13 protein-coding genes are annotated in these 14,291 nt (G+C 62.8%); 2 read left to right on the forward strand and 11 right to left on the reverse strand.

The features are described from left to right. Nucleotides 1-11: 11 nt before the first annotated feature. From J5J10_RS16145 to J5J10_RS16155, 3 genes are all read right to left on the reverse strand, one after another. Nucleotides 12-1,001: an Hsp33 family molecular chaperone gene (locus J5J10_RS16145; protein ID WP_211930639.1), complete on the reverse strand. Its 990-nt coding sequence runs from the start codon at nucleotides 999-1,001 to the stop codon at nucleotides 12-14. 122 nt (nucleotides 1,002-1,123) lie between these two features. Next, nucleotides 1,124-2,041 carry an ornithine carbamoyltransferase gene (gene argF, locus J5J10_RS16150; protein WP_211930640.1) on the reverse strand — a complete coding sequence of 306 codons (918 nt, stop codon included), beginning with the start codon at nucleotides 2,039-2,041 and terminating at the stop codon, nucleotides 1,124-1,126. Between the two features lie 11 nt (nucleotides 2,042-2,052). Next, nucleotides 2,053-3,258, reverse strand: a complete 1,206-nt coding sequence (locus tag J5J10_RS16155) for an aspartate aminotransferase family protein (RefSeq protein ID WP_211930641.1) — start codon at nucleotides 3,256-3,258, stop codon at nucleotides 2,053-2,055. A 418-nt stretch (nucleotides 3,259-3,676) separates the two neighbouring features. On the opposite strand from J5J10_RS16155, the gene J5J10_RS16160 reads away from it, so the two are divergent. Then, nucleotides 3,677-4,204 carry a GcrA family cell cycle regulator gene (locus J5J10_RS16160; protein ID WP_211930642.1) on the forward strand — a complete coding sequence of 176 codons (528 nt, stop codon included), beginning with the start codon at nucleotides 3,677-3,679 and terminating at the stop codon, nucleotides 4,202-4,204. Between the two features lie 115 nt (nucleotides 4,205-4,319). Here J5J10_RS16160 and phoB read toward each other — a convergent pair whose 3' ends face one another. The 7 genes from phoB to phoR all read right to left on the reverse strand — a co-directional run bounded on the left by phoB (nucleotide 4,320) and on the right by phoR (nucleotide 11,966). Then, nucleotides 4,320-5,003 (reverse strand): phosphate regulon transcriptional regulator PhoB, encoded by a 684-nt coding sequence (gene phoB, locus J5J10_RS16165; RefSeq protein WP_208547989.1) that lies wholly within the window; start codon nucleotides 5,001-5,003, stop codon nucleotides 4,320-4,322. Between the two features lie 17 nt (nucleotides 5,004-5,020). Then, the gene (phoU, locus tag J5J10_RS16170; protein WP_208547988.1) at nucleotides 5,021-5,734 is read right to left on the reverse strand and encodes a phosphate signaling complex protein PhoU; all 714 of its coding nucleotides are present in this window, start codon (nucleotides 5,732-5,734) and stop codon (nucleotides 5,021-5,023) included. Between the two features lie 41 nt (nucleotides 5,735-5,775). Beyond that, nucleotides 5,776-6,537: a phosphate ABC transporter ATP-binding protein PstB gene (gene pstB, locus J5J10_RS16175; RefSeq protein ID WP_246745768.1), complete on the reverse strand. Its 762-nt coding sequence runs from the start codon at nucleotides 6,535-6,537 to the stop codon at nucleotides 5,776-5,778. A 64-nt stretch (nucleotides 6,538-6,601) separates the two neighbouring features. After that, the gene (gene pstA / locus J5J10_RS16180) at nucleotides 6,602-7,957 is read right to left on the reverse strand and encodes a phosphate ABC transporter permease PstA (RefSeq protein ID WP_211930643.1); all 1,356 of its coding nucleotides are present in this window, start codon (nucleotides 7,955-7,957) and stop codon (nucleotides 6,602-6,604) included. Continuing rightward, nucleotides 7,954-9,414 carry a phosphate ABC transporter permease subunit PstC gene (gene pstC, locus J5J10_RS16185; protein ID WP_211930644.1) on the reverse strand — a complete coding sequence of 487 codons (1,461 nt, stop codon included), beginning with the start codon at nucleotides 9,412-9,414 and terminating at the stop codon, nucleotides 7,954-7,956. The genes pstA and pstC overlap by 4 nt, the downstream gene beginning before the upstream one ends. 72 nt (nucleotides 9,415-9,486) lie before the next feature. Then, the gene (locus tag J5J10_RS16190; RefSeq protein ID WP_208547985.1) at nucleotides 9,487-10,518 is read right to left on the reverse strand and encodes a substrate-binding domain-containing protein; all 1,032 of its coding nucleotides are present in this window, start codon (nucleotides 10,516-10,518) and stop codon (nucleotides 9,487-9,489) included. 194 nt (nucleotides 10,519-10,712) lie between these two features. Continuing rightward, a complete protein-coding gene (phoR, locus tag J5J10_RS16195) occupies nucleotides 10,713-11,966 on the reverse strand; it encodes a phosphate regulon sensor histidine kinase PhoR (protein ID WP_249116758.1) in 1,254 nt (417 codons plus the stop codon). 200 nt (nucleotides 11,967-12,166) lie between these two features. Here phoR and ppk2 point away from each other — a divergent pair, with 200 nt between their 5' ends. Next, nucleotides 12,167-13,048 (forward strand): polyphosphate kinase 2, encoded by an 882-nt coding sequence (ppk2, locus tag J5J10_RS16200; RefSeq protein ID WP_211930645.1) that lies wholly within the window; start codon nucleotides 12,167-12,169, stop codon nucleotides 13,046-13,048. Between the two features lie 17 nt (nucleotides 13,049-13,065). Here the strand turns inward: ppk2 and J5J10_RS16205 are convergent, their stop codons facing one another. After that, nucleotides 13,066-14,268 (reverse strand): hypothetical protein, encoded by a 1,203-nt coding sequence (locus J5J10_RS16205; protein ID WP_211930646.1) that lies wholly within the window; start codon nucleotides 14,266-14,268, stop codon nucleotides 13,066-13,068. Between the last annotated feature and the right edge of the window lie 23 nt (nucleotides 14,269-14,291).

Below are 14,291 nucleotides of genomic sequence, written 5' to 3' on the forward strand. Positions count from 1 at the left end.
GGCCGAACCGGTCAGGCGTTTTCCAGTTCCGACACCGGATAGGTGTAGGTGGTCGAGCAGAACTCGCAGGTGACGCCGATCGCGCCGTCTTCCTGGCTGGCCTCGATCTCCTCGGCCGAGAAGCCCTGCAAAACGCCCTTGATCTTCTCCCGCGAACAGCTGCACCGGTCGTAGACGCCGTTGGGCTCATAGACGCGAACGCCGCGCTCGTGGAACAGCCGGAACAGCAGTCGCTCGATTCCGACCTGCGGATCGGTCAGCTCGTCGGCATCGACGGTATCGACCAGCAGGCGGGCTTCCGCCCAGCCGTCGTCCTCGGCGTGATCGTTGTCGCGGTCATCGCCGTCGCCGCCATGCAGGTCCGGATGGCGCATGCGCTCCGGCGCCTCTGGCAGGAACTGGGCGATAAGGCCGCCGGCACGCCAGGCATGGCGCGGCTTGCCGGTCTGGTCGCGATCATAGAGTTCGGCGACGCCGAGGCGCACGCGGGTCGGGATCTGCTCCGACTGGCGGAAATAGACGCCGGCGATCTCCTCAAGCGACGAGCCGTCGAGCGGCACGATGCCCTGATAGGGCTGCATGAAGCTGCCCTGGTCGATGGTGAAGGCGAGAACGCCGGTGCCGAGCAGCTTTTCCGGAGAGGCTTCACCGGCCGCGACGGCGCTCGCGACAGCTTCCTCGTCGAAACGGGCGTAGGCGCGGACGTTCTCCGGCGTGGTGAAATCGGCGACCAGAAGATCGACGGGACCGTCGGTCTTGGTCTGCACCGTGAACTTGCCCTCGAACTTCAGCGAGGTTCCGATCAGCACCGTCAAAACGATCGTCTCGGCCAGCAGCCGTGCTACGGCCGGCGGATAGTCGTGGCGGTCGAGGATGCTGTTGAGCAGCGGTCCGAGCTGCACCGCGCGGCCGCGCACGTCGAGGCCTTCGACCTGGAACGGAACGACCCTGTCGTCACCGGCGAAACCGAATTCGCCAAGCTCTACTGTTCTGTCTGCCATGCTTTGGTAACTCCCGGCGCCACGGCGCCAAACGAAAAGGGGCTGGCACCCCAGATTTTACCGCACACATGGGGAACCGGCGCCAAAAGGTCAAGCGCCGGACCGTTTCCTAGGCACCGGTGTCAGATCGCGCCGAGGCACCAGGCGAGGATCGACTTCTGCGCGTGCAGACGGTTCTCCGCCTCGTCGAAGACGACCGACTGCGGACCGTCGATCACGTCGTCGGTGACCTCCTCGCCGCGGTGCGCGGGCAGGCAGTGCATGAACAGCGCGTCGGCGTTGGCCTTCTTCATCAGTTCGACGTTGACCTGGAAGGGCTGGAACACGTTGTGTCCGCGAGCCTTGTGCTCGAGGTTCATCGATACCCAGGTGTCGGTGATGACGGCATCGGCGCCGGCAACGGCCCGGTCGGCATCATGGCACAGCATGATCTCGCCGCCATTGTTCCGCGCCCAGTTGAGGATCTTGTCGTCAGGCTCCGACCCCATGGGCACCGCCATGTTCATCCGGTAGCCGAAACGCGCAGCACCCTCGACCAGCGAATGCAGCACGTTGTTGCCATCGCCGGTCCACGCGAGCGTCTTGCCTTTCACCGGGCCGCGATGCTCCTCGATGGTCATGATGTCGGCCATGATCTGGCAGGGATGGGTAAGATCGGTCAGCGCATTGATGACGGGCACAGTGGCGTGCTCCGCCATTTCCAGCAGGCGGTTGTGATCGGTCGTCCGGATCATGATCGCGTCCACGTAGCGCGACAGGACCTTCGCGGTGTCGCCGATCGTCTCGGCCCGGCCGAGCTGCATTTCGGTGCCGGAGAGAAACAGCGTCTCGCCGCCGAGCTGGCGCATACCGACATCGAAAGAGACGCGGGTGCGGGTGGATGGCTTCTCGAAGATCATCGCCAGCATCTTGCCGGCGAGCGGCTTGCCGGCCGTGCCGGCCTTGGTGTCGCGCTTGCGGCCGATCGCGTCGTCCAGCATCAGCCGGAGATCGGAAGAGGAAACAGCCGAGAGATCGAGAAAATGTTTTGGAGATGCCATTGGTCCACCCGTCAGCCCTGAAGGCTCTTCTTTTCATTCGCCGCCGTCAGGCTTTCGGCAGCCCGTTCGATCCGACGCAGGCCCTCGCGTGCCTCTTCTGCCGTCAGCGTCAGCGGCGGCAGCAGCCGGATGACGTTGTCGCCGGCCGAGACACTGAGCATGTGCTCGCCGCGCATGGCCAGCAGCAGGTCGGCGGACGGGCAGGCGGCCTTGATACCGAGCATGAGCCCCTCGCCGCGAATATCCTCGATCACATCGGGATAGCGATCCTTGAGCGCGGCAAGACCCTGGCGCAGCACCAGTGCCACATCCTGCACATTGCGCAGGAAGCCATCGGCGAGCACGACGTCGAGCACAGCGTTGCCGACAGCCATGGCAAGCGGATTGCCGCCATAGGTCGTGCCATGGGTGCCGGCCTTCATACCCGCGGCCGCCTCGTCGGTCGCAAGGCAGGCGCCGAGCGGGAAGCCGCCACCGATGCCCTTGGCGACCGCCATGATATCGGGCGTGATGCCGGCCCATTCATGGGCGAAGAGTTTTCCGGTCCGGCCGACGCCGCTTTGCACCTCGTCGAGGATGAGCAGCAGGCCGTTCTCGTCGCAGATATCACGGAGTGCGCGAAGGAATTCGTTCGGCACGACGCGGATGCCGCCTTCGCCCTGCACCGGCTCGATCAGTATGGCGGCGGTTTCGTCGGTGATCGCAGCCTTCACCGCGTCGAGGTCGCCGAATGGCACCTGGTCGAAGCCGGCGGCCTTGGGGCCGAAGCCTTCGAGATACTTGGCCTGGCCCCCGGCCGCGATTGTCGCGATCGTACGGCCGTGGAAGGCGCCCTCGAAGGTGATGATGTGAAAGCGCTCGGGATTGCCGCGCGCGAAATGGTAGCGTCGCGCGGTCTTGATCGCGCATTCCAGCGCCTCGGCACCGGAATTGGTGAAGAACACCTTGTCCGCGAAGGTCGCCGACGTCAGCCGTTCGGCAAGCTTTTCCTGGCCCGGCACGTCATAGAGGTTCGACAGGTGCCAGAGCTTGTCCGCCTGGTTCTTCAACGCCTCGACGAGATGCGGGTGCGCGTGGCCGAGCGAGTTGACGGCGATGCCAGCGGCGAAATCCAGATAGCGTTCGCCGGTCTCGGTCACGAGCCAGACGCCTTCCCCTCGCTCGAAGCGCAGCGGTGCGCGCATGTAGGTCTGATAGAGCGGGGATGCCTCGGCCATGGCGCGGAACTCCTTCGGCAGGCGGGGATTGAGACGGAGGGATGACAACCGGTTGGAAGTGCCGGAAATCAAAATGCCGCCTTGCGGCGGCGCCCGCACTATCTCCATTTCCTCCCTTGCTGTCAACAAAACACCGCATTCGCGGGCTTGTTGGCGAAGCGTGTGAGAAAACCCTCGCCAAGGGTAAAATTTGCTCTTGAAACGCGTCGGGAAGCAAGTTGGGGAAAACTTTAAAATCGATTCCCGATGATTCCGCCGACTCTTGTCACGGAGTCAGGCTCACACTAGGTTAATCGTCAATTACTAGACTGCATGCGGCGGAACTAGTCACCGACAGTATCGAAGTTATTTTTGTTTCGGAACCCTCCGAAGCAGCGGTGATGGATTCTGTCATCAATGCTACAGGCGGAGAGCAGGCATGAACTGGACGGATGAGCGCGTCGAAAGGCTCAAGAAATTATGGGCCGAAGGTCTGAGCGCGAGCCAGATCGCGGCGCAGTTGGGCGGAGTGAGCCGCAACGCGGTGATCGGCAAGGTTCACCGTCTCAACCTGCCCGGGCGCGTCAAGGCGGGTGGAACGAGTTCGGTCGCACGGGCGACGAAGCGTCCCGCCGCACCGCAGCGGTCCCAGACCTTCAACCCGCGTCCGGTCGCTGCCCGCCCGGCTGCACGGCCCGCCAACGCCCTCGTTTCGAAGGATGGCGCCGAGTTCGAGGGCGTCGAGGAAACCCGCTTCTCGCCGGCCAACGACGTGATCGTTCCGATCTCTAAGAAGCTGATTTTGACAGAGCTGACCGAGCGCACCTGCAAATGGCCGATCGGCGATCCGACCAAGGACGATTTCCATTTCTGCGGGTGCGAGGCCCTCGACGCATCGCCCTACTGTAGCTACCACGGCAAGCTGGCCTACCAGCCGGTGTCGGAGCGTCGCAAGCAGGCGCGCTGATCCGTCAGAATCCTGATTTTCAAAGGGCCTTCGGGCCCTTTTTCATGTCCGCATCCGGTCATGGAAAAGGCCGCTCTCGACGAGCGGCCTTTCGGGATGTGGGGATCGGCAGGCTTCAGGCTTCCATCGAGTAGCCGGCGCCGCGCACGGTGCGGATCACATCCTGCATGTTCGAGAAGTTCAGAGCCTTGCGCAGGCGTCCGACATGCACGTCGACGGTCCGTTCGTCGACATAGATGTCGTGACCCCAAACGCCATCCAGCAATTGCGAGCGCGAGAAGACGCGGCCGGGCGAGGCCATCAGGAATTCGAGGAGGCGGAATTCCGTCGGGCCGAGGCGGACTTCGCGGCTCTTACGGTGGACCCGGTGGGTTTCGCGGTCGAGCTCGATATCGCCGCAGCGAAGCACGCTGGAGAGCACTTCCGGCTTGGCCCGGCGCAGCATCGCCTTGACACGGGCCATCAGTTCCGGCGTCGAGAACGGCTTGACGACATAGTCGTCGGCGCCGGTCGAAAGGCCACGGACGCGCTCGCTTTCCTCGCCGCGGGCCGTCAGCATGATGATCGGCAGGCGCTCGGTTTCGGGTCGCATGCGCAGGCGTCGGCAAAGCTCGATGCCCGAGACCCCAGGAAGCATCCAGTCAAGGATAAGAAGATCCGGCACGCGCTCCTGGAGGCGAAGTTCCGCCTCGTCTCCGCGCAGGATCGTTTCCACCTCATAGCCTTCCGCTTCGAGATTGTAGCGCAGGAGGACGCTCAGGGCCTCCTCGTCCTCGACGACGGCAATCTTCGGCTGCATGTCTTCGTCCGCCCTGCTTATTCCGTGACCGCACCGAGCGAGGACGTCAGGTCTTCCTTAGGCCGTTCGCCCTCCGGCTGGGAGCCGGTGGTCATGTAGTAAATGGTTTCCGCGATGTTGGTCGCATGGTCTCCGCAGCGCTCCAGGTTCTTGGCGCAGAACAGGAGGTGCGTGCAGGTGGTGATGTTGCGCGGGTCTTCCATCATGTAGGTCAGGAGTTCGCGGAACAGCGAGGTGTAGACGGCGTCGATTTCGTCATCGCGGTCGCGGATCGACTTGGCCTTCTCGGCCGAGCGCGTCGTGTAGACGTCGAGCACTTCCTTGAGCTGAACGAGGACCAGTTCGCAGAGATGTTCGAGACCGCGGCCGAGCTTGCGCGGCACACCGGTGCCCTGCACCGCCATAACGCGCTTGGCGTTGTTCTTGCCCATGTCGCCGACGCGTTCCAGATCGTTGGCGATCCTGAGAGCACCGATGATCTCGCGCAGGTCGGCAGCGACCGGCTGGCGACGGGCGATGGTGACGATCGCCTTGTCGCCGATCTCGCGCTCGATGGCGTCCATGACTACGTCGTCGGAGATTACTTTCTGGGCGAGAGCGGCATCGGAATTCACGAGGGCGCGGACGCTGTCGGCGACCATCTGCTCCGCCATGCCGCCCATCTCGGAGATGCGCCGGATGAGGTATTTCAGTTCCTCATCGAAGGCCGATAAGATGTGTGTGGAAGACATTTTATGAGTTTCCTGTTCTTGAAACGAGCGCGTGAGGAGGATCAGCCGAAGCGACCCATGATGTAATCCTGCGTGCGCTGATCGTCCGGATTGGTGAACATCTTGTCGGTGTCGTTCTCCTCGACGAGTTCGCCGAGGTGGAACATGGCGGTGCGCTGAGACACGCGGGCTGCCTGCTGCATCGAGTGGGTGACGATAACGATGGTGAAATTGGTCCTGAGTTCGTGGATCAGTTCCTCGACCTTGGCGGTCGCGATCGGGTCGAGCGCCGAGCAGGGCTCGTCCATCAGGATCACTTCAGGGCTCACCGAGATGGCGCGGGCGATGCAGAGACGCTGCTGCTGGCCGCCGGAGAGACCGGTGCCGGGCGCGTCGAGGCGGTCCTTCACCTCGTTCCAAAGGCCGGCCTTCTGCAGCGCGGAGGCGACGATGTCGTCGAGGTCCGACTTCTTGCGGGCAAGACCGTGGATGCGCGGGCCGTAGGCGACGTTCTCGTAGATCGACTTCGGGAACGGGTTCGGCTTCTGGAACACCATGCCTACCTTGGCGCGCAGCTGCACCGGATCGACCTTCGGGTCGTAGATGTTTTCACCGTCGATCAGGATCGTGCCGTCGACGCGGCAGCTCGCGATCGTGTCGTTCATGCGGTTGATGCACCGCAGGAAGGTCGACTTGCCGCAGCCCGACGGGCCGATGAAGGCCGTCACGGAACGGGGGCGGATCTCGATGTCCACGTCCTTGATCGCATGCTTGTCGCCGTAGAACACCTGAACCTTGCGGGCCGAGATCTTCGTTTCATTCATGATTGCAGCTTTCGTCGTGGTCGTAGTGATTGTGGTCGGCATGTTACTCATCTGTCAGCCCCTCTTACCAGCGACGCTCGAAACGGCGGCGGAGAATGATTGCGATCAGGTTCATCAGCACCAGGAAGACCAGCAGCACGATGATCGCACCGGATGCCCGTTCGACAAAGGCCGGGTCGCCGCGCTGGGTCCAGTTGTAGACCTGGACGGGCAGCGCCGATGCCGGATCGAAGAAGCCCTCCGGCGGTCCGGCCGGATATTCGCGGACGAAGGCGACCATGCCGATCAGGAGAAGCGGCGCGGTCTCGCCGAGCGCCTGGGCCAGGCCGATGATCGTGCCGGTCAGGATGCCGGGCATGGCGAGCGGCAGCACGTGATGGAAGATCGACTGCATCTTCGAGGCGCCGACGCCGAGTGCGGCATCGCGGATCGACGGCGGAACCGCCTTCAGCGCGGCGCGCGTGGCGATGATGATCGTCGGCAGCGTCATCAGCGTCAGCACGAGGCCGCCGACGACCGGTGCCGATTGCGGCAGGCCGGCGAAGTTGATGAAGACGGCGAGACCGAGGATACCGAAGACGATCGACGGAACCGCCGCCAGGTTGGCGATGTTCACTTCGATCAGGTCGGTGATCTTGTTCTGCGGCGCGAACTCCTCGAGGTAGATCGACGCGGCGACACCGAGCGGCAGCGACAGGACGAGGACGATCAGCATCATGTAGGCCGATCCGAGGATCGCAACACCGAGCCCGGCGGCCTCCGGACGCGTGTCGGATGCGTCGGGCGCGGTGAAGAAATCCCAGTTGAACTTCGTGGTCAGCACGCCGGCGCCTTTCAGCGCGTCGGCAAGCCGGAGCTGCTCGGGCGAGGTATTGCGGTCGAGCGCAGCGCTTTCCATCGTTACCCGGCCCTTGTAGTAGCCGTCTATACGGCCCGACGCGAGCAGGTTGAATGCGACCGTTTCGCCGATCACCGAGGGATTGGCGAGAACATAGTTGCGCAGGCTTGCCGGGGCTTCCTTGGAGATCAGCTCGGCGGCCGCCTTGGCGTTCATTCCCTCGACGGTGATGTCGTTGGTCGCCATGGCGTCGGCGAGCGCCTTCTCGATCAGCGGCGCATAGCCGAAGGTTGATACCTTGGCGATGTTTGCCGGATCCCGCGTGCCGTCCTTGTCGAGCGTTGCCGGATCGAGGAACACGTTGACGGTGATATAGGTCTGCTGGAAGGACGACAGGCCGTTCGAGAGGATGGATAGGAGCAGGCCGACGAGCGCAAGCACACCGAGCGCCACCGCGATCCTGCCCCAGAGACGGAAGCGGGCCTCCGCAGCATTGCGACGTTTCGTGCGGTCATCAATGGCGAGCAGCGACTTCGACTGGACACCTTTGGCGATGTTGTCGAATACGGAAATGTCGGTCATTCGTACTGCTCCCGGTATTTGCGTACGATGTAGAGGGCCAGTACGTTGAGCCCGAGCGTGAAGACGAAGAGGGTCAGGCCAAGCGCGAAGGCGACGAGCGTCTCTGGGCTTGCGAATTCGGTATCCCCGGTCAGCTGACCGACGATTTTCACGGTGACGGTCGTCATTGCCTCGAACGGATTGAGATCGAGCCGCGCCGCGGCACCCGCCCCGAGAACCACGATCATGGTCTCGCCGATGGCGCGGCTGGCCGCCAGCAGGATGGCGCCGACGATGCCCGGAAGGGCGGCCGGAAGAATGACCTGCTTGATCGTTTCCGACTGCGTCGCGCCAAGGCCGTAGGAACCGTCACGAAGCGACTGCGGCACAGCGTTGATGATGTCGTCCGACAGCGAGCTGACGAAGGGGATGATCATGATGCCCATCACGAGGCCGGCGGTCAGAACCGACGACGACGAGTTGCCGAGACCGAGCGGCTGGGCGAGATAATCGCGCAGGAACGGACCGACCGTGATCAGGGCGAAGAGACCGTAGACGATCGTCGGGATGCCGGCCAGGACCTCGATTGCCGGCTTGGCGAAGCTGCGGAGCGACTTGCCGGCATATTCGGCCAGATAGATCGCGATCATCAGGCCGATCGGTACCGCGACCAGGAGCGCGATGAACGAGACGTAGAGAGTGCCCCAGAGCAGCGGCAGAATGCCGAGCTCCGAACCGCCGCGGAATTGCGGGTTCCAGGTGGTCGAGAAGAAGAACTCGCTGGCGGGATAGAGCTTGAAGAAGTTGATGGTCTCGAACACCAGCGAAAACACGATGCCGACGGTGGTCAGGATGGCGACCATCGAGGAGCCGATGAGAAGCGACTTGATGAAGCTCTCGCTGATGTTGCGGGCACGCAGGTCTGGATGAACGCGTATGTAGGACCAGGCGCCGAGCGCGATGGCAACGGCGAGAACGACGACCGTCATCATGATCTGGCCGAGGTTCTGATCCTGCCGGTAGGACTTTGCCGCCTGGAAAACTTCAGGCGCCACGTCGCTGCCAAGGGCCACGCCGACTTCGGCGAGCTGTGCGCGCACGGTCGAAAAGTCGACCGATCCGTCTTCCAGCGCACTTTCCGACATTGCGTTGCGGGCGAGAACGGCGTCGAGTCCGCCTGCAATGCGGCGAACATCGGAAACGACGAGGCTGCGGGCCCCGCCATCGGGGATCACGCTGTCGGGGATCATCCCGTTGACGCGGGTTTCAATGATGATGGGCTGAATGAAAAGCCAGGCAATGAGGATCAGGAAGGCCGGTACCGCGACGAAGAGCGCGACGGTCTGCCCATAATAGCCCGGAAGAGAATGAAGTTTTTTGCCGCTTGCGGCTGAAAGAGACAGGGCTCGTTGCCTGCCAAGGACATAGCCGAGTGCCGCGAGCACCGCTATGACGAGGATTATGATGCCCACGCTCATCGTGTCGGGATCCCCTGGAAGAGAAATGAAACTGGCGGCGCGGTCATCGCGCCGCCAGGTCTTGTCAGGCGATTAGTTCAGAGCGCCCATCGGGGTGCGGGCCTTGACGGCAGCCTGGGTCTTGGCAAGTTCCGGGTCGGAAACGAGGCCGTAGGCAGCGAGCGGGCCGTTCGGGCCGGCCATGTCGTCAGAGACGAAGAACTCGACATATTCCTGGAGGCCCGGGATGACGTCGAGGTGAGCGTTCTTGACGTAGAAGTAGAGCGGACGCGAAACCGGATATTCACCGGAAGCGATCGTCTCGACCGACGGGCTAACGCCGCTCATGGTGCCGACGCGCAGCTTGTCGGTGTTGTTCTGGTAGAACGACAGACCGAAGACGCCGATGCCGTTCTTGTTGGCGTCGACGCGAGCCAGGGTCTCGGTGTAATCGCCGTCGATATCGACAGCGACGCCGTCCGTGCGAAGCGCCATGCAGGCCTTGTTCGCATCTTCAGCGCCGGCAGCCTTGTGAGCTTCGGCAGCGCCGTTTTCCTTGCAGCCGTCGACGATGACCTTTTCGTCGAAGACTTCGCGGGTGCCGTGCTTGGTGCCCGGGATGAAGGCGAGGATCGGCTGCGCCGGCAGGTCGGCGCGGATCTCGTTCCAGTTCTTGTAGGGGTTGTCGACCAGCTGGCCGTCCTTCAGAACCTTGGCGGCAAGTGCATTGTGCCAGTCAGACGGGGTGAAGGCGTATTCCGGACCGTTGATGTCCGACGCGAATACGATGCCGTCGTAGCCGATGCGTACTTCCTGGATTTCAGTGACGCCGTTCGCGGTGCAGGTGTCGATATCCGACTGCTTGATGCGCGAGGAGGAGTTGGCGATGTCGATGGTGTTTTCGCCCACGCCTTCGCAGAGCTTCTTGCGGCCGGCGCCCGAGCCACCGGACTCAACGACCGGCGTCGGGAAGTCGAAGTTTTCGCCGAAAGCTTCGGCAACGATCGAGGCATAGGGGAGCACGGTGGACGAACCGGCGATCTGAATCTGGTCACGAGCGGCGGCGGCGCCGGCAAACGCGACGGTGGCCACGAGAGCGGCCGCGGAGAGCTTGAGGATGGTCATGGGTTTCTCCCGTTGATGGGCTTGTGTGTGGTTGCGAGCGTACGGCACTCACGGTCGCCGAGCATCGGCAGGTCTTTCTTAGACCTTGTTCCCCCACCCTTTTATGTCAGTTCAATGAAACATTTGTGACAAACTAAGTATCTGTAAATAAAAGATAAATTTTGGATAAGCTCGTTCAAGGCCGAGCTTTTATGTCAGAAGCGCACGGTGAATTCCGTCCCCTTGTCGATTTCGGATTTGATGATGAGACGGGCCCGATGTCGGGTAAGGATATGTTTGACGATCGCAAGGCCGAGACCGGTGCCCTTCTTGGAGCGGCTGTCCGTTGCGCTGACGCGGTAGAACCGCTCGGTCAAACGTGGCACATGTTCGGCCGGAATGCCCGGCCCCTGGTCGATGACGCTGACCTCCACCGGGCTCTCGGCGCCGCTCCTCAGGTAGACATCGACCGTCTTGCCTTCCTGGCCGTATTTGCAGGCGTTCTCGATCAGGTTCTCGAACACCTGCACCAGTTCGTCCCGGTCGCCGACGACTTCCACCTTTCCCTCCGGCAGATGCAGGCGAATATCGACATCGAGGTCGCCGGCCAGCGGCATAAGGGAATCCCGTACGTGGCCGAGCAAGGGCACGAGATCGACGCGCTCGTCCGGTGCGATATGTGCCTTGAGTTCGAGTCGCGACAGCGACAGCAGGTCATCGACAAGCCGGCTCATCCGGTTCGCCTGTTCCAGCATGATGCCGATGAAGCGTTCCTGCGCCTTCGGGTCGTTTCTGGCCGGCCCCTGCAGGGTCTCCAGAAAACCCCGGAGCGAGGCAAGCGGGGTTCTGAGTTCGTGGCTGGCATTGGCGACGAAGTCGGAACGCATGCGATCGAGGCGCCTGAGGTCCGAGATGTCACGGAAGGACAACAGGAAGAGCCGTGCATCGCCTCCATCGTTCCGGCGGCGGATTGGTCCGATGCGCACGATGTAGACCCGCTCGGAGGGCAGGCGTTCGGAATGCTCGATCTGGTTGGGTTCACCGGTGGTGATCGTTTCCCGGATCATGTCGAGAATGCCGGGCGAGCGCCAGCGCGCGGAGACGTGTAATCCCGCGCTGACCGGCCCGAAGGATCGTTCGGCGGCCCTGTTCTGCGACACGATACTCGCATCCTCCGCGAGAACGACGATCGGCATGTCGAGCGCATCGATGATGTCGTCCGTCGTCTCCAAAGGCGCTGCGGCAGGAATGGCCACGGCATCGGTCTTCGCCTGGATGACCTCGGGCACCGCGCGGGCCGTCCGGAACACGGCGGTGCCGAGCGCCATGGCCCAGAGGATCGTGGCGATCATCGGATCGACATCGGTCAGAAGCGCCGCGGCAAGGATCAGCACGGCGATCACCGCCAGCGCGAGGTTGTCTCTGAGCTGTGTCAGAAAGGTCCGCCAGATCGCAGGAGTGTCTTCCAAGTTTGCCTCGCGGACAGATCGGTTGGTTCAAAAGATGAGAGATAGGCGAGAATCATGACAGAATTTCCTACCTTTACGCATCCTTCCACGGGAACCGTGTGGCGCCAAGTGTCGTTGCCGACGTTAGCATTCGCTTGAATTGACAGGGAAGATGTGGCCTCACTTGATCGGTAAGAGGCAGGAGAAGGAAAGGCTCAAACATGGCGCAGCAGACGGAGGACCGATCGGTCGAACTGGAGATCCGCGGCAAGAAGCGGATCTTCAACATAGATGACCCGGTCCTGCCGGATTGGGTTGACGAGGAGGATATTGAATCCGGCGGTTACCCTTACAAGAAGAAGCTGGAAAAGGATGAATACGAGAAGGAGCTCGAACGCCTTCAGATCGAGCTCGTCAAGGTACAGTTCTGGCTGCAGGCGACCGGGAAGCGGGTGATGGCGCTGTTCGAAGGGCGCGACGCGGCGGGCAAGGGCGGCACGATCCATTCCATCCTCTCCTACATGAACCCGCGCGTTGCGCGTGTCGTTGCGCTCGGCAAGCCGACGGAGACGGAGCGCACGCAATGGTATTTCCAGCGCCATGTCTCGCATTTTCCAGCCGGCGGCGAACTCGTGCTGTTCGACAGGTCCTGGTACAATCGCGCTGGTGTCGAGCCGGTCATGGGGTTCTGCACGAAGGAACAGTATGAACAGTTCCTGATCCAGGTTCCGGATTTCGAGAAGCTCATCGTCGAGGAGGGTATCCATTTCTTCAAGTTCTGGCTGAACATCGGCCGGGAGATGCAGCTGAAGCGCTTCCATGACCGCCGCCACGACCCTCTGCGCTGCTGGAAGCTGTCGCCGATGGACATCGCAGCGCTGAACAAATGGGACGATTATACCGAAAAGCGCGACCGCATGATCAAGGAGACGCACACCAAACATGCGCCCTGGACGGTCGTCCGGCTGAACGACAAGCGTCGCGGCCGGCTGAACACCATCCGCCATATCCTGAAGTCGCTCGACTACGAGGGCAAGGACGAAAAGATGATCGGCGATCTCGACGACCGCATCATCGGCAGCGGCCCGGAGTTCCTGAAGTAGTGCCGGGCGCCGGGTCCTCAGCGGCCCGGCAGGACCCGGACTTCATAGAGGTCAATGCCGCCGCCCGCGCCGCCAAGGCCGGGATTGACGACCAGTCGCCCGGGCGTGTTCGGCGCGATGCCGAGGTCGAAGGTAACGCGGAACAGGATGTCGCCACGCTCGGGCGTGACGGTGAAGCGATGGCGCGCGCAGTCGCCCAGCCGATCGAAGTCGCAGACCACAGACATCTGAACTGACTCGTCGCCGGCTGTCTTGACCGACAGCGCAATGGTCGAGGTCTTGCCAGCCATTTCCCTCAGCACGTCTACGGGGAAGGGGATCGCGATGCTGCCGGAATCCCCCGCTTCGTTGGCGACGAGGCGCGCCGCCTGATCCTCCCCCGTGCCGGTCGCCGAGACGCTGGCACCGGAGGATGGCTGGAGTCCCGCCACTTGCGAGGGTGCAAACACCTTGATCCAGTCGTCGGAGAAACCCTGCTGGGTGTCCGGCGCGCCAAGCGTCGGTTGCGGCTGACCGAGAAAATCCTCCTCCTCGGCCCGGGGCGGATTGTCCTGAACGGCGGGAGCCCGCTCCTGAGGCGTCAGCTGAAGCCCGGAGCTATAGATCCACCATGCGCCCATGCCGAGCGACGCGAGAATGACGACAAGGATGAACAGTCGGGAAAAGACGCCGGAACGCCGTTTGCGTTGACGGATCACCTTGTCCGGGCGAACGTCGAGCCCCGCTGTTCCGCTATGGCTCGCGGCATCGGGCTGCGAAGCGATGCGCGGCTCTTCACGTGGGCCGGTGACCGGCTGAGGCGCAGCCGAAATGTCGACGCGGTCGTTTCGCTCCGCTCTCAATCCGCCGAACGCGTCGTCCGGCACTTCCTCCCGCTGGCTATGCCTGTCCGGCGCGGCCACTACGGGCGAGACATCGACATCGGGGACGGCACGCGGCTCGGGATCAGTCGCGTCGAAGGAGAAAGCGGCGGCGGCAATTTCGTCCACCGAGGGTTCGACGACCGACATACGGGCGCGCTCTTCCTGCTCGATCTCGTGGATCATCGCCTCGAGCCGGTGACGCTGATCCTCGACGACGTCGGGATCGGTGATGTTCTGCTTGCGCAGACCGGTTTCGAGCGCATGGCGGGCCGATTGATAGATGCGCGCCCGCATTTCCGCGCTGGTGCGGTCGGATCGTTCGAGCGCGCTCCTGATAGCCGTTTCCAATCCGCTCAAGGGCGTTTTACTCCTGTTTCACG

The sequence above is a fragment of the Ciceribacter sp. L1K23 genome (assembly GCF_018122705.1).
Taxonomy (GTDB): Bacteria; Pseudomonadota; Alphaproteobacteria; order Rhizobiales; family Rhizobiaceae; genus Allorhizobium.